Here is a 25,356-nt window from a genome sequence, read left to right on the forward strand (position 1 = left end):
CGGTTAACTCCGATCAGTTGGTGATGTATTTGGCGCTGACGTACGGGGCGTAATCCGGCAGTACGGCTTCAACCTTGCCTTGTTCTTTCAGGAACGCGGCGGTGTCGGTGATGGCCTTGGTGGTCGGTGCGCCGAGGGTGATCACCTGATCAGCCGCCAGCGGGAAGACGTTGCCTTGCAGCAGCAATGGAATGTCGCTGGCCTTGGCGCCGGAGAGTTTCACCAGCTTGTCGACATTGGATTGGTTGGCGAGCCAGGCTTTCGGGTCTTTGCGGTAATCGGCGTAGGCATCGAGGGTCACTTTGGCGAACGCGGTGACGATTTCCGGATGCTTCTCGGCGAAGTCTTTACGCACGATCCAGGCATCGAAGGTCGGCGCGCCGAACTTGGCCAGTTCACCGGAGGTGATCAGTACTTTGCCGTTTTCCTTGGCCACGCCGAGGGCTGGGTCCCACACGTAGGTGGCGTCGATGTCACCGCGTTTCCACGCAGCAATGATGGCTGGCGGGGCAAGGTTGAGGACGGTGACTTTCGACGGGTCGATGTTCCAGTGCTTCAGCGCGGCCAGCAGGCTGTAGTGGCCGGTGGAAACGAACGGCACGGCGATTTTCTTGCCGATCAGGTCCTGCGGGGTTTTGATCCCGGAACCGTCGCGGGCAACCAGGGCTTCAGCGGCGCCGATCTGCGTGGCGATGAGGAATGTTTCTACCGGGACTTTTCGGGTGATTGCTGCCGTCAGGGGGCTGGAACCGAGGTAACCGATCTGCACGTCGCCGGAAGCGATGGCGGCGATGATATCGGCGCCGTTGTCGAATTTGCGCCAGTCGATTTTGGCGTTGGTGGCTTTTTCGTACGCGCCGTCGGCCTGGGCAACCTTCGCCGGGTCTACGGTGGTCTGGTAGGCGACGGTGACGTCAGCCGCCTGGGCAAAGAAACTCACCGCAGCCAGAGACGCGGCCGCCAGGAGGCGAAGGGGGAAAGTCAGTTTCATTGAGAAGCTCCTTGTCAGGCGACCGAGAAGAGTCGGCGTGAAAGGAGACTAAATGATCTAAGAATCCGAAAATAAATAACTTTTTCGAATGAGCTTATGAGCGGAAAATTCTAAGGGAGACCGCAGTGCGGCTTTCGCGAGCAGGCTCGCTCCCACAGTGGATTTTAGGGTGTTTACACAATTGTAATCACACCAAAAATCCACTGTGGGAGCGAGCCTGCTCGCGATTAAGGTCCGCAGGACCTTCAGAAGCTTAGTTGCTAATTGCCAGAATGCTCGCCTGATACGACCCGACAAACACATCGAAATCGCCGACTTCGTTCTGCTCCAGCTCAATCTGCTCGGCCAGCGACGAACGCGCCCGCTCTTCAAATTTCGCTTGGTCTTCGCTTGAAAGCGGCTCGCTGCGGAAAAACTCCGCATGCGCCTGGCTCTGGCGCAGGGAGAACTGAGCAAAGCTCTCCTTGTGCTCAGCCATCGCCGCCAGCACCTGGGCCGATGGCGTCAGCGATGGATCCTTGACCTTGGCCAATTGCGCATCCAGCGCCTTGCTATGCGCATCGCCGCCATGACTCTGATCCAGCATCGCCGCCAGTGGTGCAATCTTCTCCAGCAACTCGCTGGCCCACTCTTTCAGGTCCACCGGATGACCGTCGCGTTGCAGTTGCAGGCCCGGACGGCGACCTTCCTTGACCACGCTGAGGAAGTTCGAGGTCGCGTTGCCGCACGAGGTATTGGTCAGCAGCGGGCTGTCGTTCAACGCGCAATACAGCAGGAACGCGTCGAGGAACCGCGATTCCGGCAGGTCGATGCCCATCGGCAGGAACGGGTTGATGTCCAGGCAGCGCACTTCGACGTACTGAATGCCGCGAGCCACCAGCGCCTGGATCGGCCGTTCGCCGGTGTAGGTCACGCGTTTCGGGCGGATGTTGGAGTAGTACTCGTTTTCGATCTGCAGGATGTTGGTGTTGAGCTGAACCCACTCGCCGTCCTGATGCGTGCCGATTTCGACATACGGCGCATACGGTGTGGCGACCGCTTTGCGCAGGCTGTCGGTGTAGCTGGCCAGATCGTTGTAGCACGGCGTCAAACCGGCCTGGGCGTTGCTCTGGTAACCCAGGTCACTCATGCGCAGGCTGGTGGCGTACGGCAGGTACAAGGTGTCCGGGTCCAGTTGCTCCAGTTGATGCGAGCGACCACGCAGGAAACCGGCGTCCAGCGCAGGCGAAGCACCGAACAGGTACATCAGCAGCCAGCTGTAGCGGCGGAAGTTACGGATCAGCGCGATGTAGGCTGATGACTGATAGTCACGGTCGGTGCCGACAAAACCTTCTGCTTCCTTGAGCAGCGGCCAGAGCTTTTCCGGCAGGGAAAAGTTGTAGTGAATCCCGGCGATGCACTGCATGGTCTTGCCGTAGCGCAGGGCCAGGCCCTTGCGGTAGACGTACTTGAGCTGACCGATGTTGGAGGTGCCGTAATAGGCAATCGGGATGTCTTCCTCGGCCGGCAACGGGCACGGCATCGATGGACTCCACAGGTACTCGTTGCCGAGCTTGCTGTAGGCAAAACGGTGGATCTTGTCCAGGCTCGCCAGCGTGTCCGCCGGGTCGGGCAGGGCGGGCGTGATGAACTCCAGCAGCGACTCGGAATAGTCGGTGGTGATTTGTTCGTTGGTCAGCGCGGAACCCAATTCTTCCGGGTGCGGCGTTTGCGCCAGGCGACCTTCGCCGGTCACGCGCAGGCATTCACGTTCGATGCCGTGAAGGCACTGTTCGAGCAGAGAGAGGTTAGCGCGCTCGCCGAGCAGAGCCAGGCGGCGGTTGAGAAGTTCGCTCAAGTTGGATTCCTTCACGCGTCAGTCGCCCCAATATGGGGGTGGGCAAGACGGTCTACAAGGGTGAAGTTGAAACTGGCGTTGTCGCCTGGTTTTTGAGCCGCACAGGCCTAATGCCGGTCAGTCAGGAATTGCACAAACCTTGTGGGAGCGAGCTTGCTCGCGATGAGGGCGTGTCAGTCAACATTAACGTCGTCTGACACACCGCCATCGCGAGCAAGCTCGCTCCCACAGGTTGCTTTGCGCTGAAATTAACTCAAATCGAGGGGAGGTAGCTACAGGACAGCGAACGTGCCTTGTGCTTTTGCGACGAGTTTGTCGCCTTGCATCACGTCGGCTTCAACCACCAGCGTGCGCCGGCCCGGGTGGATCACCCGCGCCGTGCACATCACTTCACCGTCTGCGACGGCGCGAATGTAATTGATCTTGCACTCGATGGTCGCGCTCTGCTGGTCAAAGCCGTGGGTGCTGGAACAGGCCAGCCCCATGGCAATGTCCACCAGACTGAACAAGGCCCCGCCGTGCAGCTTGCCGCCGCGATTGCGCAGTTCTGGCGCAAGCCCGAGGGCGACTTGCGCCACCCCGGTCTCCAGACTGTGCAAGCGACACCCCAGCAACTTGAAAAACGCGCTTTCGGTCAGCCCGGCAGGGATTTCCATCAGCGTTTCTTCAACTGCTTGGCGTTGGCGAACAGCGACGCCATGGCGTTGTTGGCCGGGGCTGGCGCTGTGGTTTCCTTGCGCGGTGCAGTGTTCTGCGATTGGCGCGAAGACGAACCTGGACGCGCGCCACGGGCACCGTCGATTTTCTCGCCCGGGGTGTCGCTCATGCGCATCGACAGGCCAACGCGTTTGCGCGGGATGTCGACTTCCATGACCTTCACTTTTACCACATCACCAGCCTTCACCGCTTCACGCGGATCCTTGATGAACTTCTCCGAAAGCGCAGAGATGTGCACCAAACCGTCCTGATGCACGCCGATATCGACGAAAGCACCGAAGTTGGTCACGTTGGTCACCACGCCTTCGAGGATCATCCCCAGCTGCAGGTCCTTGAGGTCTTCGACGCCTTCCTGGAACTCGGCAGTCTTGAACTCGGGACGCGGGTCGCGGCCAGGTTTTTCCAGCTCTTGCAGAATGTCGGTGACCGTTGGCAGACCGAAGGTTTCGTCGGTGTACTTTTTCGGATCAAGACGCTTGAGGAAGCTGGCGTCGCCGATCAGCGAGCGAATATCACGGTCGGTCTCAGCAGCAATGCGCTGGACCAGCGGATAGGCTTCCGGGTGAACCGCAGACGAATCCAGCGGGTTGTCACCGTTCATCACGCGCAGGAAGCCAGCGGCCTGTTCGAAAGTTTTCTCGCCCAGACGAGCGACTTTCTTCAACGCAGCACGGGTTTTGAACGCGCCGTGTTCGTCGCGGTGGCTGACGATGTTTTGCGCGAGGGTCGCGTTGAGGCCGGAGATCCGTGCCAGCAGCGCCACGGAAGCGGTGTTCACGTCGACGCCCACGGCGTTCACGCAGTCTTCGACCACCGCGTCCAGGCCGCGCGCCAGTTTCAGCTGCGACACGTCGTGCTGGTACTGGCCGACGCCGATGGATTTCGGATCGATCTTCACCAGCTCAGCCAGTGGATCTTGCAGGCGACGGGCAATCGACACCGCGCCACGGATCGACACGTCGAGGTCCGGAAATTCCTTGGAAGCCAGTTCCGATGCCGAGTAAACCGATGCGCCGGCTTCGGAGACCATGACTTTGGTCATCTTCATGGCTGGGTATTTTTTGATCAGTTCAGCGGCCAGCTTGTCGGTTTCACGGCTGGCGGTGCCGTTGCCGATGGCGATCAGGTCCACGGCATGCTTGGCGCACAGGGCGGCCAGAATCGCGATGGTCTGGTCCCATTTGTTGTGCGGCACGTGCGGGTAAACCGTGGCGTGATCCAGCAGCTTGCCGGTGGAATCGACCACGGCCACCTTGCAACCGGTGCGCAGGCCCGGGTCGAGACCCAATGTGGCGCGCGGGCCAGCCGGCGCCGACAGCAGCAAGTCGTGCAAGTTATGGGCAAACACGTTGATTGCTTCGGTTTCTGCGCCGTCGCGCAGTTCGCCCAGCAGGTCGGTCTCGAGGTGGGTGTAGAGTTTGACCTTCCAGGTCCAGCGCACCACTTCGCCCAGCCATTTGTCGGCGGCGCGGTTCTGGTTCTGGATGCCGAATTGCTGGCCGATCATGCCTTCGCAAGGGTGCATGGTGCCCGGCAGTTCATCGCCGACTTTCAGCGCCGAACTCAGAATGCCTTCGTTGCGGCCACGGAAAATCGCCAGCGCGCGGTGCGACGGCATGCTTTTCAGCGGTTCATCGTGTTCGAAGTAGTCGCGGAACTTGGCGCCTTCCTCTTCTTTGCCGGCGATCACGCGGGCGCTGAGGGTGGCTTCCTGCTTGAGGTAGCTGCGCAATTTGTCCAGCAGGCCGGCGTTTTCGGCGAAGCGTTCCATCAGGATGTACTTGGCGCCTTCGAGAGCCGCCTTCACATCGGCGACGCCTTTTTCGGCATCGACGAAGCGCGCGGCTTCGGCGTCTGGCGTCAGGGTCGGGTCGTTGAACAGGCCGTCGGCCAGCTCGCCGAGGCCGGCTTCCAGAGCGATCTGGCCCTTGGTGCGGCGCTTCTGCTTGTACGGCAGGTACAAGTCTTCGAGGCGGGTTTTGGTGTCGGCGAGTTTAATGTCGCGTTCAAGTTGCGGGGTCAGCTTGCCTTGTTCCTGGATGCTGGCAAGGATGCTGATGCGCCGTTCGTCGAGTTCTCGCAGGTAGCGCAGACGCTCTTCCAGGTGCCGCAACTGGATGTCATCGAGGCTGCCGGTCACTTCTTTCCGGTAGCGGGCGATGAAGGGCACCGTGGAGCCTTCATCGAGTAGCGCGACGGCCGCTTCGACCTGTTGTGGGCGTACGCCGAGTTCCTCGGCGATGCGGCTGTTGATGCTGTCCATAAAACCACCTGACAAATTGTGAAAGCAGGCTCGCAGGCGCAGAGATAAGGGCTCGGCGAGTCTGGTTGAGCGGCCTGGCCTGCGCCGCTACCTGGATCAACAGGTATCCCGTTGACCCGTGAAATCGAACAATTACTGCCTGCGCCATGAAAATAAAAAACGGCCACCTACAGTAATGATCAGACGTTGCCTGACACAAAAGGCCGCGCATTATAACCAGCGTTCTGTCATTCGGGGGGCATCGCAGGTTGTAGGCATAAAGGCCGGATTTCTGGCGATCAAGGAAAAATCTGCTAACAATGCACACGGTGCGTATAACGGCAGCTACGCCATAATGCGCGCCGAGATCAAAGGAGCATCTAATGAGCAGCACTGCAAACATTGCTGAAGGCGAAAAAATTCTTATTGTTGACGACGATCCAGGGCTGAGCAGCCTGCTGGAACGTTTTTTCGTCAGCAAGGGCTACCGCGCCCGCGCCGTGCCGAACACTGAACAAATGGATCGCCTGCTGGCGCGTGAAGTGTTCAACCTGGTCGTCCTCGACCTGATGCTGCCCGGCGAAGATGGCTTGACCGCTTGCCGCCGCCTGCGCACCGCGAACAACCAGATTCCAATTATCATGCTGACCGCCAAGGGCGATGAGCTGAGCCGCATCAAGGGACTGGAGCTGGGCGCCGACGATTACCTGGCCAAACCGTTCAACCCGGACGAGCTGATGGCTCGCGTCAAAGCAGTCCTGCGTCGCCAGTTGGCTCCAGTACCGGGCGCTCCGGGCAGCGAAGACGAAAGCGTGACCTTCGGTGACTACGAACTGTCCCTGGCGACCCGCGAGCTCAAACGCGGCGACGAAGTGCACATGCTCACCACCGGTGAGTTTGCGGTGCTCAAGGCGTTGGTCATGAACGCCCGTCAGCCACTGACCCGCGACAAGCTGATGAATCTGGCCCGTGGCCGCGAGTGGGACGCCCTGGAGCGCTCCATCGACGTGCAGATTTCCCGTCTGCGCCGGATGATCGAGCCCGATCCATCCAAGCCGCGTTACATCCAGACAGTCTGGGGCGTAGGTTACGTGTTCGTTCCGGATGGCGCCGCCACCAAGTGATCGGTGATTTGTAGGAGCGGGTCTTGCGAACAACGGGTCAGATGACCTTGTTCGCAGACTCGCGATCCGCAATATGCGAGCATCGCTCGCTCCTGCAAGTGTGTAGCGGTTATCCATGAAAACCCCCGTTTGGTTCCCCCAGAGTTTCTTCTCCCGCACCCTTTGGCTGGTGCTGATCGTCGTCTTGTTCTCCAAGGCGCTGACCCTGGTTTATCTGTTGATGAACGAAGACGTGCTGGTAGATCGCCAATACAGCCACGGCGTCGCCCTGACGCTACGCGCCTATTGGGCGGCCGATGAAGAAAACCGCACAAAGATTGCCGATGCCGCGACCCTGATCCGGGTAGTGGGTGCTGGCGTGCCGGAAGGTGAGCAACACTGGCCTTACAGCGAGATCTATCAGCGGCAGATGCAGGCGGAGCTGGGTGCCGACACTGAAGTCCGATTACGTATGCACTCGCCGCCGGCCCTGTGGGTTCGGGCGCCAAGCCTGGGTGATGGCTGGTTGAAAGTGCCGCTTTACCCGCATCCATTGCGCGGCCAGAAAATCTGGAACGTACTCGGCTGGTTCCTCGCTATCGGTCTGCTGTCCACTGCCTCGGCGTGGATCTTCGTCAGCCAGCTCAATCAACCGTTGAAACGTCTGGTCTATGCCGCGAGACAACTTGGCCAGGGCCGCAGTGTGCGCCTGCCGATCAGCGACACGCCGAGTGAAATGACTGAGGTCTATCGCGCCTTCAACCAGATGGCTGAAGACGTCGAACAGGCGGGGCGTGAGCGCGAGTTGATGCTGGCCGGGGTGTCCCATGACCTGCGCACACCGTTGACCCGGTTACGGCTATCTCTGGAACTCATGGGCGACCACAGCGACCTGACCGACGACATGGTCCGCGATATCGAAGACATGGACGCGATTCTCGACCAGTTCCTGGCGTTCATTCGCGATGGTCGCGACGAGTCGGTGGAAGAGGTGGACCTGAGCGATCTGGTGCGCGAAGTCGCGGCGCCGTACAACCAGAACGAAGAGAAAGTGCGCCTGCGCCTGGAGCCGATTCAGCCGTTTCCATTGCGTCGGGTGTCGATGAAGCGGCTGCTGAACAACCTGATTGGCAACGCCTTGCATCACGCGGGCAGCGGGGTTGAGGTGGCGGCTTATGTGTCCGGGGACACCAGCGCGCCGTATGTGGTGCTGAGTGTCATGGACCGTGGGGCGGGGATTGATCCATCGGAGCTGGAGGCGATCTTCAACCCGTTTACTCGGGGTGATCGAGCCCGGGGCGGGAAGGGGACCGGGTTGGGCTTGGCGATCGTGAAGCGGATTGCTTCGATGCATGGCGGGAATGTTGAACTGCGTAACCGATCTGGTGGCGGGCTGGAAGCGCGGGTGCGGTTGCCGCTTGGATTGATGCTGCCAAGGGATGCGGTTTAACGGCTGAAAAGATCGCAGCCTCGCTTCGCTCGACAGCTCCTACGGGGGATCGCATTTTCCTGTAGGAGCTGTCGAGCGAAGCGAGGCTGCGATCTTTTCAGGGTTTAACCTTTCCCTTTGGTGCGCGTCATATTCGGCCCACCATTCTTCTCCAGATGCTCAATGATGATCCCCGCCACGTTCTTGCTGGTGGTGGTTTCAATCCCTTCAAGCCCAGGCGACGAGTTCACTTCCATCACCAACGGCCCGTGATTGGAGCGCAGGATATCCACACCTGCCACCGACAACCCCATGACTTTCGCCGCGCGCAACGCCGTCATGCGTTCTTCCGGTGTGATCTTGATCAGGCTGGCACTGCCGCCGCGATGCAGGTTGGAGCGAAACTCCCCAGGCTTCGCCTGGCGTTTCATCGCCGCGATCACTTTGTCGCCCACCACGAAGCAGCGAATGTCCGCCCCGCCGGCCTCCTTGATGTATTCCTGAACCATGATGTTCTGCTTCAGGCCCATGAACGCCTCGATCACCGACTCCGCCGCCGTCGCCGTTTCACACAGCACGACGCCGATGCCCTGAGTGCCTTCCAGCACCTTGATCACCAGCGGCGCACCGTTGACCATCTCGATCAAGTCGGGAATGTCATCCGGGGAGTGCGCAAACCCGGTGACCGGCAAACCGATCCCACGGCGTGACAGCAATTGCAGCGAGCGTAGTTTGTCCCGCGAGCGTGCGATGGCCACCGATTCATTGAGTGGGAAAACGCCCATCATTTCGAACTGACGCAACACCGCGCAGCCATAAAACGTTACCGACGCGCCAATCCGCGGGATCACCGCATCGAAACCCTCCAGCGGCTTGCCGCGGTAGTGGATCTGCGGCTTGTGGCTGGCGATGTTCATGTAGGCGCGCAGTGTGTCGATCACCACCATTTCATGGCCACGCTCGGTACCGGCTTCGACCAGACGACGAGTGGAATACAGACGCGGGTTCCGCGACAGCACAGCGATCTTCATGCAACACCTGTGGAGGAGGTAGATACCGGGAACACCGGCTTGTCTTGTACGTACTTAATGCCTGGATTGACCACCAACTGGCCGTCGATCAAGGCTTTGGAACCGAGTAACAGGCGATAACGCATGGACTTGCGGCAGGCGAGGGTGAACTCGACCCGCCAGACCCGATCACCGAGGGCCAGGGTGGTGCTGACCACGTAACGCATCTGCGCGTGGCCATTGGAGCTTTTGATGGTTTTCATCGTCACCAGGGGTGCTTCGCAGCGCCGGTGACGCAGTTGCACCACCGTGCCCAAGTGAGCAGTAAAGCGCACCCATTGTTCCCCGTCGCGCTCGAACGGTTGGATATCGGTGGCATGCAGGCTGGAGGTGCTGGCGCCGGTGTCGATTTTTGCGCGCAGGCCCGCGACTCCCAAATCCGGGAGCGCCACCCACTCGCGCAGACCGACAACGGTCAAATGGTCAAATGTCTTCAATAGGAATAAACCAGCGATTAACGCGTCCAGGCCTCAGGCGTTACCTGAGCCAACGCTTTGAATGCAGGTTTGGCGAACCAGTAACCTTGCATCAGAAAAATTCCACAGTCCGCCAGGAAGTCCCGTTCTCCGGCGCTTTCGATCCCTTCGGCAATGACTGTAACGTTCAGCTCCGCACAGATTGTGACAATCCCTCGAACGATAGCCTGACGGACACGATCACGGTCGACATCGCGGATCAGTGCCATGTCGAGTTTGATCAGGTCCGGTTGGAAGTCGGCGAGCAGATTGAGCCCCGAGTAGCCCGCGCCGAAATCGTCGATGGCAGTCTTGAAGCCGAATTCGCGGTATTCACGCAGAATATTGGTCAAATGGCGATAGTTATCTACGTGCTGGCTTTCCAGGGTTTCGAAAATCAACCGGTCGATGGGGAAGTTGTGTTTTTTCGCTGCTTCCAGCGTGCTGCGAATACACAGTTCCGGGCGGTACACGGCGTTGGGCATGAAGTTGATCGACAGGAGTGTCTGCATCCCTAGATTCGCCGCCCCTTCAATGGCTCGCGTCCGGCAGAGCTGGTCGAAACGGTAGCGGTTGTCCTCGGTGATCTGATCGAGCACCGACAGCGCACCTTCACCGGCCAGGCCGCGTACCAATGCTTCGTGGGCAAAAATCGACTGGTCTCGCAAATCAACGATCGGTTGGTAGGCGAAGGCAAAATCGAAGCCCAGTGGCTCGCTTTGCTGACAACCCTGGCACCCGCCCTGAGGCGAGGTCAATGATGACGGAAATGTAGTCACTCGATCACTCCATGCCGGTGATCCGGCCAAGTTCGCATTCTAGCTGGAGGTCCGAGTTATTGCGCCCGACAGAAACGGTAGTACAGTTCCGACTATTGGCTGAGAGAGGAATTCAAGTGGCACAAAAACAGGAAGAGGACGACAAAGTCCGTCTCGATAAATGGTTGTGGGCCGCGCGTTTTTATAAAACACGTGCCTTGGCCAAGGCGGCGATTGAAAGCGGCAAGGTGCATTGCCGGGGCGAGCGCTGCAAACCGGGCAAGGAGCCGAGGATCGGCGACGAGTTTCAGATTCGCGCAGGGTTCGAGGAGCGCACGGTGGTGGTTCAGGCGTTGTCGATCGTACGCCGTGGTGCGCCAGAGGCTCAGGCGCTCTACGCCGAAACCGACGCCAGCATCGCCAAGCGCGAGGCGGCTGCGGCCATGCGTAAGGCCGGTGCGCTGGGCGTGAGCACCGATGGCAAACCGAGCAAGAAGCAGCGACGGGATTTGTTCAAGTTTCGTGGAAGCAGCAACGACGAGTAGTCCGTTGCTTCTGTGTTGCCTGTGAAGCAGCCTTCGTCGAATCGCCGCCCGGAGCACGCTCGCTCCCACAGGTATTGCGCAGTCCTTTTGGGCGCGAGCTTGCAATTGCCCAAACGTGTAGCCATATCGGGTTAATCGCCAGCAGCGCGTTGGATGGGTGAAAGCGCCACTCGTCGAAAACCACACACAGCCTCTGACCCGTAGGCCATAACCAGAAGGCCAGCAGCGTCAGAGGTAAGAAATTGCATCAGCCAACCGGCGGAGGTTCCACCTTGCTTGGAACAAACCCGGATTGTTCATAAAATGCCTCCCATGGCCGAACATCGTGCACACAAATGGTGCTGCAGAGGCGCAATTTCTCGCTGTTTCAAATCATTTTGTCATTACTTCAGATACCCAGACCTATGACCGATTTACCGGATACCGACTACACCCAACGCTTCATCTTCGATGACAGCGACACCCGCGGCGAGCTGGTTGCGTTGGAGCGTAGCTACGCCGAAGTCCTCGCTAAACACCCGTACCCGGAGCCGGTTGCACAACTGCTCGGCGAGCTGATGGCGGCGGCGTCGTTGTTGGTCGGCACCTTGAAGTTCGATGGCTTGCTGATTCTCCAGGCCCGTTCCGAAGGCCCGATCCCGCTGCTGATGATCGAGTGTTCCAGCGAGCGCGAAATCCGTGGCCTGGCCCGATACGAAGCCGACCAGATCGCCCCCGACGCGACCCTCGCCGACCTGATGCCCAACGGCGTATTGGCGCTGACCGTCGACCCGACCCAAGGCCAGCGTTACCAGGGCATCGTCGACCTCGATGGCGAAACCCTGTCGGAGTGCTTCACTAATTACTTCGTGATGTCCCAACAAGTCGGTACGCGTTTCTGGTTGTACGCCGATGGCCGTCGCGCCCGTGGCCTGTTGTTGCAACAACTGCCTGCTGATCGTTTGAAAGACGAAGAAGAACGCGCCGCCAGCTGGCAGCACATCACCGCGCTGGGCAGCACCCTGACCGCTGATGAATTGCTGAGCCTGGACAACGAAACCGTCCTCCATCGTCTCTACCACGAAGAGCAGGTTCGTCTGTTCGATGTGCAGAAACTGCGCTTCCGTTGCAGCTGCTCTCGCGAACGTTCTGCCAATGCGCTGGTCAGTTTGGGTCTGGAAGATGCTCAGTCACTCGTGATCGAACACGGTGGCAATATTGAGATTGACTGTCAGTTCTGCAACGAACGCTACCTGTTTGACGCTGCCGATATCGCTCAATTATTCGCTGGAGCGGGTGTCGATACGCCGTCAGATACCCGTCACTAAAACGGTTCAGCGCAGGTAAATTCACTGGTTTGTGCCGGAATAACGCCGTTCTGACGGGAGGGCCCTACTATTTTTGGGCTTTTCTGGCATAATCCGGCCCACTTTTTGTCGCGGTAGTAGTGCACGACTTTCTACTACAAAACGTTTGGAGCACACTCGGCCACTGGCCGACGGGGAATCTCATGACGCAAGCCAATAACGCCGTGTACACCGATCTGAGTGTTGATGATCTGGTAAAAGAAGCTCTGAGTCGCGGTGAGGGCGAGCTTGCCGATACCGGCGCGCTGACTGTTCGCACCGGTCACCGCACTGGCCGCTCGCCAGTCGATCGTTTCATCGTTGACGAGCCGTCCACTTCGGCTTCCATCGCCTGGGGCCCGATCAACCGCAAGTTCCCGGCCGACAAGTTCGATGCCCTGTGGGACCGCGTTGAAGCGTTCAACAATGCACAAGAGCATTTCGTTTCCCACGTGCATGTAGGTGCGTCTGAAGACCACTACCTGGCCGTGAAGATGACCACCCAGACTGCCTGGCAGAACCTGTTCGGCCGTTGCCTGTTCATCAACCCGGAAAAGTACAACCCGGCTGGCCGTGATGAGTGGCAAGTGCTCAACGTTGCCAACTTCGAGTGCGTGCCAGAGCGTGACGGCACCAACTCCGACGGTTGCGTGATCCTTAACTTCGCTCAGAAGAAAGTGCTGATCGCCGGCATGCGTTACGCCGGTGAAATGAAGAAAGCCATGTTCTCGGTGCAGAACTTCCTGCTGCCGGCTGCCGACGTGCTGCCAATGCACTGCGCCGCCAACATCGGCGAAGCGGGCGATGTGACCCTGTTCTTCGGTCTGTCCGGCACCGGCAAAACCACCCTGTCCGCCGATGAAAGCCGTTACCTGATCGGTGACGACGAGCACGGCTGGGGCGAAGGCGTTGTCTTCAACATCGAAGGCGGCTGCTACGCCAAGTGCATCGACCTGTCCGAGAAGAACGAGCCGGTCATCTGGAAAGCCATCAAGCACGGCGCAGTCCTGGAAAACGTCGTTATCGATGACGCCAAGCACGCCGATTACGCCGATGTCAGCCTGACTCAGAACAGCCGCGCCGCCTACCCGCTGGAGCACGTCGCCAAGCGTTCCGAGAAGAACCTCGGTGGTGAGCCAAACGCTGTGATCTTCCTGACCTGCGACCTGACCGGCGTGCTGCCGCCAGTGTCGATCCTCAGCGAAGAACAAGCGGCCTACCACTTCCTGTCCGGCTACACCGCACTGGTGGGCTCGACCGAAATGGGTTCCGGCAGCGGCATCAAGTCGACTTTCTCCACCTGCTTCGGCGCACCGTTCTTCCCGCGTCCGGCTGGCGAATACGCAGAACTGCTGATCAAGCGCATCCGCGGCTTCGGCTCCAAGGTCTACCTGGTCAACACCGGCTGGACCGGCGGTGGCTACGGCGTCGGCAAACGCTTCAACATCCCGACCACTCGCGGCGTGATCGCAGCGATCCAGAGCGGCGCGTTGATCGGTGCTGAAACCGAACACCTCGACACCATCAACCTCGACGTGCCACTGGCCGTACCGGGCGTTGAAACTGGCCTGTTGAACCCACGTAACACCTGGGCTGACAAGGCTGCTTACGATGAAGCCGCTAAAGCACTGGCTGGGTTGTTTGTTGAGAACTTCAAGAAATTTGAAGTGAGCGACGCGATCAAGGCTGCTGGGCCTAAGCTGTAAGGCTTGGATTTAGCGAATGAAAAAGCCGCCCTTTGGGGCGGCTTTTTTATTGAAAAACCAGTCTAGGTGAAAATAAATTGATTTTCTTACACCAAACATTTTATTGGTTAGCAGGTTGCTGAAAATACCAATGCAATGAAGTTGAAAATCGGTTTGTAAAATGCAAAAAATAGAAGTAAAAAAATTGATAGGAAATAAGTATGTTCAGCTAGTTTCCGTATTTGGTTGTATGCGTTTACGGCATCTTTAAAAGGCTTTTCGGAGAGTTCTTTGAACTCGGATATGGGGATAGTGGTGTTGACTTTTCTGCTCCAGGAAAATCTAGATTTTGTGAGTGATTTTATATAAAGATAGTTTGTTTTTGTTGTAATCTTTAGGCTTGTTGCGAGCCAGCATGCGGAAAGAATAAGAAGTATTATTTTTTCATTTTCTAGGCTGTTCTGCCCGGGTATAGATATTATCCGTATGCCTATAGCGCTAAATGCTATGGCTATATCTCGGAAAAGAACTGCAGAAAGCGCGTGAGTTCGATCGATTACTTTTGATGATTCTTCAGCAATTATTTTTCGAATGTCTGCAATAGCTTTGAGTGTGTCAGAGGTTTTACTGTGTACATGAGCTTTATAGTCGTTTTTAGAATTTTCAAGACATTTTGATAAGGTTCGACTTAAAAAGGACAACCATCCTTCATTTTTTTTAAGCTGCTGACTTGATAGTCTTGCACTTAGAAGTTGGTGTCTGATTTCTACTTCTCTATCAAGATCCAGTACCCAGTTTGCGGCTTCATATATGTTGGTTTCGTTTATAGACGCTGGTGGGTTGTCCTTTACGTTAAAGGTCGTTTCAAGTTTTTTAGTGCCGCTGACTATTAACTTAAGTGTGGAATCTTCTTTCCATATTTCGGAGCAAAAAATTAGAGATGATTTTGATACGGATTTTCTAAGCCATACGGCGTAAACATCACTTTTGACTGGTGGTGCTTTATTGGTTATCCAGAATTCAATATTTTTAGTCAGTTCGCCAGCGCTTGCATCTTTAACAAGCTTCCTAACATCGATGTTTTTTTCTTCAGCAAGATACGTATCTTTGTCGTCTTGCCATCGTTTGAATTCGCAGGTTCGTGAGCAGAATTCTTCGAATTCGTCGTTTATGAAAATGGTTTTCCGAGTATCTATTGTTGTATGAGCTAGTCCGTTTTCAAAGCCTTGCAATGAGAAAAAATATACAGAATGCGGTGAGTTGTGTTTTTTTATTAGCAGATCTATTGGTTTTTCTAATTGTTCTCTGTCTACGCAAGGTAGTATGAATTCGTCACCGTAATCGGTTTTTAGTGTTAGTAAAAATTTGTTCGAGTTTTCAATAGAAAATTTGTTTAAAGCTTCGCTGTCTGCCAGGGATAGTTGGCCTATAGAAAATAATGCCTGTTCAAGATTTTCGTTTGTTAGTTTTGAGGACTTAAGTAATGAGTTAAATTTTTCCATGGTATTCGTCGTCGATTCGATACTCAATAGTCGTAGCCTTAAACGTTTTATAGCCGTTTTCGTCTGTGAACTCAATTGCACCTGCGTCGACGTGTTCTTGGGTATAAATAACGCGAACACCTTCCTGAGTTTCTCTTACTTTTCTTGCGGCCTTTTTGAAATATTCGGTGGGGATTTTAATAGTTTCATTGGCTATTTTTTGCTTTTTTAGCGCTTTTTCGAAAATGGATTTTATCTTTTCATTAGTATGAAGTGGGCCAAAAAGAGCGTTTAATAAAGCACTGGGAGATTTTGGATTGAAGTTTTCTATGGTTGATATTGCATCTTTTGCCGCAGTCTTTATTCTTCTGAAAATTTCCGTTGGAACGATGTCTTTATTAGCGGTTGCAGTCTCAGTCAGTGCAAGCAGCAAACGCTCCACCAATACTTCATGAGTGAACTTCCTGCTGGCGTCCAAATATTTCTTAAACATGTCAGTTATGTCGCCGTTTTTACCGCTTCGATCAATGCAGACAAGTTGTCCTGCTCCGTTATTTATATTGATAAGGGCGGATTTTTGTAACGCTTTCTTGTCTTGGACGAATGTGTTTAGAATTAAGTCAAGAATAGGTTTTACTTTTCCATCTAAAGTTGCTTGTGTTTTGTAGGAGATAACTTTTATGTCGTCATATTTTATAATTGCTGCGTAGTGTTTATTTCCACTTTTTATTTTTAGAAACATTAATACACCAGGAATAAGACGCTTATCGTTTTCATATAATTCCTGGAATCTTAGTGCGAGAATCTCGGAGCAGTCGACGAATGCATGTTCGCTGTTAATTGCTAAGGAAACCTGATCTCTAACGCCAGACGCGACATTGAAAGTGTAGGCTGTGCCCTTCGCTGTTTCTATAAGTCGGTCGATAAAAAAATCTGAGTGGGTGCTTGGATCATCGACTTCCGTAAGTAGCAAAGGCGTCTTAAGCTTTGGCCCCACTATGTGAAATATAATGCGCTCTACTGTAGAGGTTGAATTTATCGCCATCTCTTCTTCAAGTAATTCAATGCTTGTCATGGTTTGCTCTATTTGGCTTTTATATTTTTATGTTTAGTCGCGAATTTATGGTTTTTTGGGGGGGATTAGTTTCCGATTATTTTTACGTGCGTGATTGATTTCGGAAACTGGCTTTTCTCGTATTGCGATACTTTTATATTTTTCTTGCTCGTATTTTTTAGGCTTGAACAAGAATGAGTGTGTTGTATTAGATTTGTTGCAGTATCCATTCTTTACTCCTCTCGTGTTTGCTGCGGAGCTTTTGGGTTTCTCAATTTGCTTGAGATTAGACTGTATGGCATCACGTTGCCAGTACGGAGGCCTAATGAGATTCGGACTTTAGTCGCTAACGAGAGGCGTTTGTGCATCGGTGCTGAGGTTAGCGGGACTTTGCCGCTACGACCTTTGACTCTTCGTTTGAAGAACCGCATCGGAGCTCTTGGAAGTGATAGGCGTCCTATTCGATGATTAGGGGAAATGACTTCCTATCTCCGCTCAGCTATTTGCCTGAGAGCCAAAACGCCGGCGCCATTTTGTCTTGTTCACGCCTCGACAACCCCAAAGCCCCAGCCAGCGTTGGCCATTGGCTGACGACTCCTTGGAAGCTTTCAATAATTTCTTCCGCATCTGCACGACTGACCCGAAAGTATTCCGCCACTTCGCGAGCAAGTTCGAGATCCAAAGCGTTGTCGGCATCGGTGATGTTGAGCTTCAATCCATCGGCGTGTGCTACCGGGTTCATGTCGTAGGCATCAGACAGGCGCCATCCCCGGCCGGAGTCGAGGATAAAACCATGGTTGCGTAGGTGGTCATCGGTATTGGAGACCAAGATGTTGAACACGATACGAGACCATAACTCCCGAAGATCTGCGTTGGCTTCCGAGCCGTGTTCCATGAGCACTTCTGCTAACTCAAGGTAGCTGGCGCCTACCGATGCATCGTCACCGTCAACACGGTCGGTCATGGTCATGGCTGAAGCAAAATGCAGTCGGGCACCCTGTTCGGTGCGGTCGAAGCGCTTGACCATGAAACAGTGATGATCGCTCGCGAAACGGCGCGCCGTACCGGTCGCGACCCGCAAGCCACAATGATTCGCCAAGGCATTCACCACCATTTCCCAGCCACCGACGTCATAGTCATCGCGAGTGCTCGGGAACTTGGCGATCCATAAATGACCATGCTCGTCAGCAACGCTGGCTTTTGGTCTGGCGCCACCTAGTGAGCCACCAGGCGCTATCAGCATCCTCAGCCACTCGCGCCCGTCGAGTGACGTATTGTCTGGATCGTTTTCCAAGGCTCGGCTTGCCTGCTCCAACGCGCGTAACTCAACAAAGGGTGGGGCGGCCAACCCATCGCGATCATCCAGAAAATTGCCTTCGTCATTGAGCTTGTAGCGGATAGCTCCAACCCGAAAGAGGTCATGAACACCTAAAAGGAAATCTGACTCGTACAGCTTGGTGCCTTTAGGGGTCAGCCCGTCACGGATGTCTCGTTCCAGCCGCCGCTTCATCAGCATTTGGCCCCATCGATCCGGGCTTGAATCGGCAAAAACGCCAAACCGGGTCTGATGTTGGCCAGGGAACTGCCGACCCTCAAAAAGGCCGATTCGGGGGTCCAGGGATGTGAAGCTCAACTCGGGATCGGCCAACGCCGCCGCGTCGTACTCAAACTCGAACACGTTGGTGGCACGAGCCTTTCTGGCATGGAGGAACCCAAGACGCCTTGGTCCGTTCAAGGATTCCCAATCCGCATACACCGAGATCAATGTCATTTTTTACCCGTCGTAGGCTTGGGGTTTTTCTTGGTTAACAAATTAGATAAAGAATGCGTGTTCAATGGGAAATCAGCCGCAAGCTCCGATTTAGAGCTGGGGCTTTCATATGCCCCCGTCTCCCTGTCGCGAATCGGTGACGATACCTTCGCTGGCGTTACGCCGCGTACTCGTTGGCGTTTACTGGCTGCGATGTTTGCTCTTGGGGTTAATTGAGCGTCTTGCAGTTGGCGCCCCAGCTCATCCACTGCGGCGAGTTTGCTCAAGTCTTTCTCCAAGCCCAGCACCTGCATCACTGACAAATAAGCCCCCATTGTCACGCCTGATCCGCCTGACTCTAGAGAGCGCAGTGTTGTCAGTGACATGCCAGCCCTTTCGGCAACCTGCTTGGCTGTCAGCTTGCGACGTAGCCGAGCGAGTTTGAGTCGTTCGCCAAACTCGGCGAGCAACCTGGATGCAGCCGGCAGCAGGGGGGCTGTTTTTTTAGCCATGTGCCATTATTCCTTCGTTTTTTGGCTTTAACAGCCAGAATAATAGCACTTATGTGATTGTTTGCTGGGCTACCCCAACGTGGGGTAAGACTCTCTCTGCCAGTCCGGCCGCTCCAGATATACGTGGGAGGCGGATTATTGAAACTGCCATTATTCCAACTTAAATCGATAAAAACAGCCAGAATATTGCCACTTAAGTGGTTTGCGAGATCCCTTCCAGAGCTTTTGTATCCCACCGTTGCACCTTGACCGCTTGATAAAGCATGCCGATGGTCAGCAGGACTTTGTCGCCGCGACCCTTTGCTCTTCGCTTGAGATGCACGTCAAACCCTTCCGGCTGAAAGTAGCGATAGGCGTCGTAGTCCACGAGGTCGATCCCGAACTGTTCTTCCAGTGCTTCCATCAAATGCCGTGCATCAGCACCGTTGCAGCCCAGGTCAAAGTTGATCGAAGTGGTGAGGCTGAGCGTTTTGCGTTCAGGCAGGCCGAGCTCTTCGTGCAGCAGCTGCATGAGCAGGTGCATGGTGTGGTCGTCGGGGAAGTTGGAGGCGAGATTCATGGGGCGTCTTCTGTCAGGGCCATTTCGTGAGACGGATTAAGCCTGATTTTGCGATGTGTTGGATGTCGATCAGAGCTGCAAGCATGGAGGTCGCGGGAAGGCTGGCGCTCACTCCGTACGATCTCGTTCATTTGTTGCACGCTTTCCATCAGCTCATCAAAAAATTTGCTCAAGGTTATCCCAGGGTTTTGATCGTTCCCACGCAGCGTGGGAACGATCTTCGCTCAGCGTCAGGTTGGTGCTTTCCAGCCCATCATGCGTTGTTGCGCGACTTTCAGTAGGTCGCAGCCGTCCTGAGTCAACAGGTAGAGGGCGTGGGTGATATGCGGGATGTCTTCCACGTCACCGTTTTTGAAGCATTGGCAATGTAGGGTTTTGAGCAGGTCGCCGGAGGCTCGGATGCGCTGGAGGGCGGCTTCGAGGATGTCTTGCGGATTGGCTTCTGTGTCGATGATCAGGGGTGGGGAATCGGTGAGGTTCGTTTGGAGGGGGCGGTAGCGATCGGGGAACGGGTTCAATTTATTCATAGTGAGAATTCTCAAGTGCATCAGGAGAAACCACCACCATCGTGACCAAGCGATGGGAGGCGGACTGTGTTCGGGTTGGTCAAACCGGTGAGAACTCACTTTGCCGGTACGCCCGAAGGCGTCCCGAACACAGCCACCATATAGCGTGCAGGCACTTGAAGTGCCGCAGCATACAACGGAAGCGGAATGAGTTCTCTTTTCAGGTGACCAAGCCCGAGTCGCTGATTTGGCAGCGACAGTAAGGACTATAGAAAAAAGTCGCCGGCCGGCGATAGGCGACAAGGTGTCTTCGGTTGTAGGACCGGGATGAAGCTTTGATAGGGCGTTGCCTACGGACTTATGCCTTCCGCAATTTCTGGCGTTTGATTGCCATCAGGTGTTTGGCTTCTTCATTTGGAATGCTTGGGCGAGGGTCGTCGAGACTGGTTTGTACTTGAGCTTTGAACCATGCGTCGTAGGTTGCTTTACCAAGTTGGTGTTGAGTGTCGGGCGATTCGTTTTTCATCAGGTACACCGTGTCATCGTTCTTCGCGAGCAGGCTCGCTCCCACAGGGGAATGTGGTCTGGGGTGGATTGGTTTATGGCATCAGGTTGCGGTGATTTTCGGCAGTCGTTGCCGGGCGATGTCGAGCAATTCGCTACCATCCTGCGTCAGCAGGTACAGCGCATTGACGATGTTGGGAATATCGCTCGCATCCGCCTGTTTGAAGCACAGGCAATACAGCGTTTCGAGCAGTTCGCTGGCGGCGCGGATGCGTTGGCGGGCGGCGTCGAGGATTTCGTGAGGGTCGGCTTCTGTATCGATGACCAGCACGGGGGTGTCGCTGTAGCGGGATTTGAGCGGGCGATAGCGTTCTGTAAACATCGAGGTTCGTCCTGTGCGAAATCGGGAGGTGCTCCCGGCAGGCCGAGACACTGTTTTCAGCCGCGCCGCAGACTATAGAAGGGCACGGCGCCGCGCGGCAATACGGCCGCAATGGACAGGTTTTGTAGGGTTTTTACCTGCCTTTTCGGACCGAACCTACGCGTTTCCCGAGGTTTTTTACGCCTAAACCCTTAGACGGCAAATTTCCTACGGGTTTGTCAGGCGCAACGCATCAAACCACTGTATGGTGCGCGCCAGAATCAGTAGGACGTTTCGAAACGTCCGTCCAACGCTTAAAGGGAATTAAGTATGCAATGGCTACGTATGGCCTCGATTTTGTTGCTGTGGGCCGGGATTTGTCGCGCCGCAGATGCTGCTGACGCCGGTAACTCGATGGCCCTGGCCAACATGGACCGCACTGGTTGGCCAGATGCGCTGACCAGTCAGGCGAGCATGGACACCGCTTTGCGTGCTGAAGTGCTGATGTTCGGCAAGGCATTGCTGGCCAGCGAAGCGCTGGACGAACAGAGCCTGAAACAACGACTGGGCGTGCAGGATGTGAAGCTCAAGTCGGTCAGGCAAGTGCGTGACGGGCTGTGGGACCGGCTGCTGACCGCCTATCGCAGCGCCAGCCAGAACTGCGACGGTGAACCCTTCTGCCCCCGCGTGCGAAGCGTCGCTGATTTGCGTCAGCTGGCGGCGGCGTTCACCGGCGAAATCAGCCCGGCCCATGCCATTTGGGCGAGCAAGAGCCAGGTGTTTCATGAACAGGCGCTGAATGAGCAGCTGCGGGTGGCGGTGCTGGTGCCGTAGCCTCATCGTCTGCTGACGATCGTTCGAAGCTGTATCATCCCGTATCGTTTTGGTCCCCGACCTTTTCTCGACTCGCTGCGTTTGCCGGCTAGGCTTTGGGCTTCGCAGCGGTCAACGGAGTGACAGCTTATGCACAACACCCTGGAACAGGTTTTCGGTTTTCCACAGTTTCGGCCCGGCCAGGAGGCGACGGTCAGCGCGGTGTTGGCCGGGCGCTCGGCGGCGGCGATTTTCCCCACCGGCTCGGGCAAGTCCCTTTGTTATCAATTGCCAGCCTTGCTGCTGCCGCACCTTACGCTGGTGGTCTCGCCGCTGCTGGCGTTGATGCAGGATCAACTGGCGTTCCTTCAGCGCCACGGCATCGCAGCAGGCAGTATCGATTCGGCCCAGAGCCGCGATGACGCCAGCGATGTGATGGCTCGGGCCAAGTCTGGCGAGCTGAAGATTTTGATGATCTCCGTGGAACGCTTGAAGAACGAGCGTTTCCGTAATTTCTTGCAGCAGGTGCCGATCTCGCTGCTGGTGGTGGACGAGGCGCACTGCATTTCGGAATGGGGCCACAATTTTCGCCCTGACTACCTCAAGCTCCCCGACTATCAGCGACAGTTCAACATCCCTCAGGCGCTGCTGCTGACCGCCACCGCGACACCCAAAGTGATCGCCGACATGGAGGCCAAGTTCGCCATTGCCCCCGACGATGTGGTGACCACCGGTTTCTATCGGCCGAACCTCAATCTGTTGGTGGAGCCGGTGCGCGGGCAGGACAAGCGACGACGCCTTGTCGAATGGATGAGCCAGCGTCCCGACCAGCCGAGCATTGTCTACGTCACCCTGCAGAAAACCGCCGAGCACATTGCCGAACATCTGGCCCGCAACGGTATTCAGGCCGAGGCCTATCACGCCGGTCTGCCCCACGAACAACGCGAAGCAATCCAGCGCCGATTCATGGGTGGGCAGTCCAATTGCATCGTCGCCACCATCGCGTTCGGCATGGGCATCGACAAGAGCGACATCCGCAACGTAGTGCATTTTGACCTGCCCAAATCCATCGAAAACTACAGCCAGGAAATCGGCCGCGCCGGGCGTGACGGGCAGCCGTCCGACTGCCTGGTATTGGCCAACCGCGACAGCCTCAATGTGCTGGAAAACTTCGTCTACGGCGACACGCCTGAGCTGGATGGCATCCGCTATGTGCTCGACGAGTTGCAAGCCGCCGCGCCCGAGGGGCAGTGGGAGTTTCTGTTGGGACCACTGGCGGACCAAAGCAACATCCGCCAATTGCCGCTCAAGACCTTACTGGTGCAGTTGGAACTGCGCGGGATCATCGCCCCGCGCTACGCCTATTACGCCGAATACCGCTTCAAATACTTGCAGGAGCCCGAGGCCTTGCTGGCCCGCTTCGAGGGTGAGCGCAAGGACTTCGTCGCAGCGATCATCCAGACCTCGAGCCGCGCACGGACCTGGGCCACGGTAAATTTTGACGCGCTGTATGAACAGCATCAGGCCGAGCGTAATCGCGTGGTAAAGGCGCTGGATTATTTCCAGGAAAAGGGCTGGGTCGAGCTTGAAAGCAAGCAGATGACCGAGGTCTACAGCCTGCTGCAAACGGACTTTGATGCCCAAGCCCTGAGCGAAGAGTTGCACGCCTACTTCACCCGCCACGAACAAACTGAGATCGCACGGATTCACGCCATGCTGGATCTGTTCGCCACGGACCATTGCCTGGGTTATCGCCTGGCCGAGTACTTCGGCGATGAAAACGCGCCGCAGCAGTGCGGGCATTGTTCGGTGTGTCACGGAGATGTGGCGCGATTGCCGGCGCCACCGGAATTACCGGCGCTTGTGGATAAAAACTTCGAGGCGTTGTGCGGTGATTTTATCCACAGGCATGAGCAGCACACCGGTAACGTTCCGTCGGCGGAACGCGTGACGCGGTTTTTATGCGGCATCGGCGTGCCGCTGTTCACCAAGCTCAAGGCACGGTCGATTTCCGGGTTTGCGGCGCTGGAGGATTATCCGTATGGCGAAGTCCGCGACTGGTCCCAGTCGCACCTCTAACTGGAGCTGCCGAAGGCTGCGATCTTTTGATCTTCGGCAATTTCAGCACCGCCAAAGATCAAAAGATCGCAGCCTTCGGCAGCTCCTACGGGGGGGAGTCGGTGTTTTCGAAGCACATCCATCCGCTGAATGTTGCTCATCACAGGAATAAATTTCAAAAATGCGCGGTGGCTGACTATGGTGAAGGCTGTCTTTGGATCGCCAACAAGAGAACAACTATGAGCCAGACACCGTTCAATATTCAGCGCGCCGCCGTCATTGGCGCCGGCACCATGGGCCGTGGCATTGTCATGTGCCTGGCCAACGCCGGCGTCCCGGTGCAGTGGGTCGATAACAACCCACAAATGCTTGAACAGGCGCTGGCTACCGTGGCGGACACCTACGCCCACAACGTGAGTCAGGGTCGAATCGATCAGGCCGAGGCGGACGCTCGCATTGCGCGGGTAATGGCGGCTGCTGACTACGCGGCGATCTGCGATGTCGATCTGGTCATTGAAGCGGTGTACGAAAACCTCGAGCTCAAGCAGAAAATCTTCCGTGAACTGGACGGTCTGCTCAAACCCGAAGCCATTCTGGCCAGCAATACCTCGGCGCTGGATATCGATGCCATCGCTGCGGCTACTCGCCGTCCGCAACAGGTCTTGGGCCTGCACTTCTTCAGCCCGGCGCACATCATGAAGCTGCTGGAAGTCGTTCGCGGTGCCCAGACTTTACCGGTGGTGCTTGAGGCTGCTCTGGCACTGGGCAAGCGCATGGGCAAGGTCAGCGTGGTGTCGGGCAATTGCCACGGTTTCATCGGCAATCGCATGCTGCATCCGTATGTGCTCGAAGCGCGCAAGATGTTGCTCGAAGGCGCTTATCCCTATCAGGTCGATGCGGCACTGCAAGGTTTTGGTTTCGCCATGGGGCCGTTCCGCATGTACGACGTGGTCGGCATCGATCTGGAGTGGCGCGCTCGGCAGTTGGCCGGCGAAGGGCAGGATGCGCCTGAAGTTCAGGTGGACAATCGTCTGTGCGAGTTGGGTCGTTTCGGTCAAAAGAGTGGCAATGGCTATTACCACTATGAGCCGGGTAGTCGCCAGGCTGAGCACGATGTTGAAGTCGATGCGCTGGTGCTGAAGGTTAGCGAAGGGTTGGGCTTCCAGCGTCGCGAGATCGGCCCCGAGGAGATTCTGGAGCGCTGCTTGCTGGCACTGGTCAACGAGGGTGCGAAGATTCTTCAGGAAGGCATCGCCGAGTCGGCGCACGATATCGATCTGGTGTACCTCAACGGTTACGGCTTCCCGGCGGACAAGGGAGGGCCGATGGCCTGGGCGGATCAGCAAGGGCTGGCGGATATTCACCAACGGTTGCTGGCGCTTGAGACGAAGCAGGGTGATCAATGGAACCCGGCGCGGTTGATCGGGGAGTTGGCGGCGGTGGGTAAAGGGTTTGCGGATCGGTAGACTTCACCTGTTCGATCGTTCCCATGTCGAGGCGTCGAACCGTCCGCGTGGGAACGCCTCTATGGACGCTCTGCGTCCGCTGTTGGGACGCGGAGCGTCCCAGGCTGCATTCCCACGCAGAGCGTGGAAACGATC

General features: G+C 56.3%; 24 protein-coding genes and 2 pseudogenes. 9 read left to right on the forward strand and 17 right to left on the reverse strand.

Going from position 1 to position 25,356, the window contains the following annotated elements; all coding sequences use genetic code 11:
- Positions 1 to 13 precede the first annotated feature (13 nt).
- The 4 genes from tauA to EAH74_RS19530 form a co-directional block, all read right to left on the reverse strand.
- Entirely contained in the window at positions 14 to 991 is a 978-nt protein-coding gene (gene tauA / locus EAH74_RS19515; protein WP_008149275.1) for a taurine ABC transporter substrate-binding protein, read from the reverse strand.
- Positions 992 to 1,244: 253 nt separating this feature from the next.
- Complete coding sequence (gene gshA / locus EAH74_RS19520; RefSeq protein ID WP_140680447.1) at positions 1,245 to 2,828, reverse strand: glutamate--cysteine ligase; 1,584 nt, start codon at positions 2,826 to 2,828, stop codon at positions 1,245 to 1,247.
- A gap of 272 nt (positions 2,829 to 3,100) precedes the next feature.
- Positions 3,101 to 3,484 carry a PaaI family thioesterase gene (locus EAH74_RS19525; RefSeq protein ID WP_007903088.1) on the reverse strand — a complete coding sequence of 128 codons (384 nt, stop codon included), beginning with the start codon at positions 3,482 to 3,484 and terminating at the stop codon, positions 3,101 to 3,103.
- Positions 3,484 to 5,808, reverse strand: a complete 2,325-nt coding sequence (locus EAH74_RS19530; RefSeq protein WP_140680449.1) for a Tex family protein — start codon at positions 5,806 to 5,808, stop codon at positions 3,484 to 3,486. Before EAH74_RS19530 ends, EAH74_RS19525 begins: the two co-directional genes overlap by 1 nt.
- Before the next feature lie 118 nt (positions 5,809 to 5,926).
- Between EAH74_RS19530 and EAH74_RS19535 the strand changes: the two genes are divergently transcribed.
- The 3 genes from EAH74_RS19535 (at position 5,927) to EAH74_RS19545 (ending at position 8,340) form a co-directional block, all read left to right on the forward strand.
- Positions 5,927 to 6,196, forward strand: a complete 270-nt coding sequence (locus EAH74_RS19535; RefSeq protein ID WP_140680451.1) for a hypothetical protein — start codon at positions 5,927 to 5,929, stop codon at positions 6,194 to 6,196.
- Positions 6,171 to 6,911 carry a two-component system response regulator OmpR gene (gene ompR / locus EAH74_RS19540; protein ID WP_123367064.1) on the forward strand — a complete coding sequence of 247 codons (741 nt, stop codon included), beginning with the start codon at positions 6,171 to 6,173 and terminating at the stop codon, positions 6,909 to 6,911. Before EAH74_RS19535 ends, ompR begins: the two co-directional genes overlap by 26 nt.
- A gap of 115 nt (positions 6,912 to 7,026) precedes the next feature.
- Positions 7,027 to 8,340 carry an ATP-binding protein gene (locus EAH74_RS19545; protein ID WP_008149285.1) on the forward strand — a complete coding sequence of 438 codons (1,314 nt, stop codon included), beginning with the start codon at positions 7,027 to 7,029 and terminating at the stop codon, positions 8,338 to 8,340.
- A 104-nt stretch (positions 8,341 to 8,444) separates the two neighbouring features.
- Here EAH74_RS19545 and rimK read toward each other — a convergent pair whose 3' ends face one another.
- The 3 genes from rimK to EAH74_RS19560 form a co-directional block, all read right to left on the reverse strand.
- Positions 8,445 to 9,350: a 30S ribosomal protein S6--L-glutamate ligase gene (rimK, locus tag EAH74_RS19550; RefSeq protein ID WP_095127616.1), complete on the reverse strand. Its 906-nt coding sequence runs from the start codon at positions 9,348 to 9,350 to the stop codon at positions 8,445 to 8,447.
- Entirely contained in the window at positions 9,347 to 9,766 is a 420-nt protein-coding gene (locus EAH74_RS19555) for an ATP-dependent zinc protease family protein (protein WP_240050538.1), read from the reverse strand. Before EAH74_RS19555 ends, rimK begins: the two co-directional genes overlap by 4 nt.
- A gap of 77 nt (positions 9,767 to 9,843) precedes the next feature.
- Positions 9,844 to 10,623: an EAL domain-containing protein gene (locus EAH74_RS19560; protein WP_140680453.1), complete on the reverse strand. Its 780-nt coding sequence runs from the start codon at positions 10,621 to 10,623 to the stop codon at positions 9,844 to 9,846.
- Positions 10,624 to 10,739: 116 nt separating this feature from the next.
- Here EAH74_RS19560 and EAH74_RS19565 point away from each other — a divergent pair, with 116 nt between their 5' ends.
- Positions 10,740 to 11,147, forward strand: coding sequence for an RNA-binding S4 domain-containing protein (locus EAH74_RS19565; protein ID WP_140680455.1), 408 nt, complete (start codon positions 10,740 to 10,742; stop codon positions 11,145 to 11,147).
- Between the two features lie 88 nt (positions 11,148 to 11,235).
- Here EAH74_RS19565 and EAH74_RS33405 read toward each other — a convergent pair.
- Positions 11,236 to 11,447: pseudogene (locus EAH74_RS33405) on the reverse strand (phosphatase PAP2 family protein); the annotation flags it as partial.
- A 104-nt stretch (positions 11,448 to 11,551) separates the two neighbouring features.
- On the opposite strand from EAH74_RS33405, the gene hslO reads away from it, so the two are divergent.
- Positions 11,552 to 12,454 carry an Hsp33 family molecular chaperone HslO gene (gene hslO / locus EAH74_RS19575; protein WP_140680456.1) on the forward strand — a complete coding sequence of 301 codons (903 nt, stop codon included), beginning with the start codon at positions 11,552 to 11,554 and terminating at the stop codon, positions 12,452 to 12,454.
- 182 nt (positions 12,455 to 12,636) lie between these two features.
- Complete coding sequence (locus tag EAH74_RS19580; RefSeq protein ID WP_140680458.1) at positions 12,637 to 14,178, forward strand: phosphoenolpyruvate carboxykinase; 1,542 nt, start codon at positions 12,637 to 12,639, stop codon at positions 14,176 to 14,178.
- 107 nt (positions 14,179 to 14,285) lie between these two features.
- Here EAH74_RS19580 and EAH74_RS19585 read toward each other — a convergent pair whose 3' ends face one another.
- The 9 genes and pseudogenes from EAH74_RS19585 to EAH74_RS19620 all read right to left on the reverse strand — a co-directional run bounded on the left by EAH74_RS19585 (position 14,286) and on the right by EAH74_RS19620 (position 20,905).
- Entirely contained in the window at positions 14,286 to 15,659 is a 1,374-nt protein-coding gene (locus EAH74_RS19585; RefSeq protein ID WP_140680460.1) for a hypothetical protein, read from the reverse strand.
- Entirely contained in the window at positions 15,646 to 16,713 is a 1,068-nt protein-coding gene (locus EAH74_RS19590) for a nucleoid-associated protein (protein ID WP_140680462.1), read from the reverse strand. The genes EAH74_RS19585 and EAH74_RS19590 overlap by 14 nt, the downstream gene beginning before the upstream one ends.
- 478 nt (positions 16,714 to 17,191) lie before the next feature.
- A complete protein-coding gene (locus EAH74_RS19595) occupies positions 17,192 to 18,463 on the reverse strand; it encodes a type II toxin-antitoxin system HipA family toxin (RefSeq protein WP_140680464.1) in 1,272 nt (423 codons plus the stop codon).
- On the reverse strand, positions 18,460 to 18,954 hold the full coding sequence (locus tag EAH74_RS19600) for a helix-turn-helix domain-containing protein (RefSeq protein WP_140680466.1): 495 nt from the start codon (positions 18,952 to 18,954) through the stop codon (positions 18,460 to 18,462). The genes EAH74_RS19595 and EAH74_RS19600 overlap by 4 nt, the downstream gene beginning before the upstream one ends.
- 193 nt (positions 18,955 to 19,147) lie before the next feature.
- Complete coding sequence (locus EAH74_RS19605) at positions 19,148 to 19,513, reverse strand: DUF1493 family protein (RefSeq protein WP_140680468.1); 366 nt, start codon at positions 19,511 to 19,513, stop codon at positions 19,148 to 19,150.
- An 89-nt stretch (positions 19,514 to 19,602) separates the two neighbouring features.
- Positions 19,603 to 19,686, reverse strand: a pseudogene (locus tag EAH74_RS33410) (transcriptional regulator); the annotation flags it as partial.
- Between the two features lie 57 nt (positions 19,687 to 19,743).
- Complete coding sequence (locus EAH74_RS19610; RefSeq protein ID WP_123367054.1) at positions 19,744 to 20,040, reverse strand: hypothetical protein; 297 nt, start codon at positions 20,038 to 20,040, stop codon at positions 19,744 to 19,746.
- A 337-nt stretch (positions 20,041 to 20,377) separates the two neighbouring features.
- Positions 20,378 to 20,545, reverse strand: a complete 168-nt coding sequence (locus EAH74_RS19615) for a hypothetical protein (protein WP_240050536.1) — start codon at positions 20,543 to 20,545, stop codon at positions 20,378 to 20,380.
- Between the two features lie 81 nt (positions 20,546 to 20,626).
- On the reverse strand, positions 20,627 to 20,905 hold the full coding sequence (locus EAH74_RS19620; RefSeq protein WP_140680470.1) for a hypothetical protein: 279 nt from the start codon (positions 20,903 to 20,905) through the stop codon (positions 20,627 to 20,629).
- A 309-nt stretch (positions 20,906 to 21,214) separates the two neighbouring features.
- Here EAH74_RS19620 and EAH74_RS19625 point away from each other — a divergent pair, with 309 nt between their 5' ends.
- The 3 genes from EAH74_RS19625 to EAH74_RS19635 all read left to right on the forward strand — a co-directional run bounded on the left by EAH74_RS19625 (position 21,215) and on the right by EAH74_RS19635 (position 25,221).
- On the forward strand, positions 21,215 to 21,718 hold the full coding sequence (locus EAH74_RS19625; RefSeq protein ID WP_140680472.1) for a polysaccharide deacetylase: 504 nt from the start codon (positions 21,215 to 21,217) through the stop codon (positions 21,716 to 21,718).
- Positions 21,719 to 21,847: 129 nt separating this feature from the next.
- Positions 21,848 to 23,776 carry a RecQ family ATP-dependent DNA helicase gene (locus EAH74_RS19630; protein WP_140680474.1) on the forward strand — a complete coding sequence of 643 codons (1,929 nt, stop codon included), beginning with the start codon at positions 21,848 to 21,850 and terminating at the stop codon, positions 23,774 to 23,776.
- 218 nt (positions 23,777 to 23,994) lie between these two features.
- Entirely contained in the window at positions 23,995 to 25,221 is a 1,227-nt protein-coding gene (locus tag EAH74_RS19635; RefSeq protein ID WP_140680476.1) for a 3-hydroxyacyl-CoA dehydrogenase, read from the forward strand.
- Positions 25,222 to 25,356 lie beyond the last annotated feature (135 nt).

The organism is Pseudomonas mandelii (assembly GCF_006438925.1).
Classification (GTDB): domain Bacteria; phylum Pseudomonadota; class Gammaproteobacteria; order Pseudomonadales; family Pseudomonadaceae; genus Aquipseudomonas; species Aquipseudomonas mandelii_C.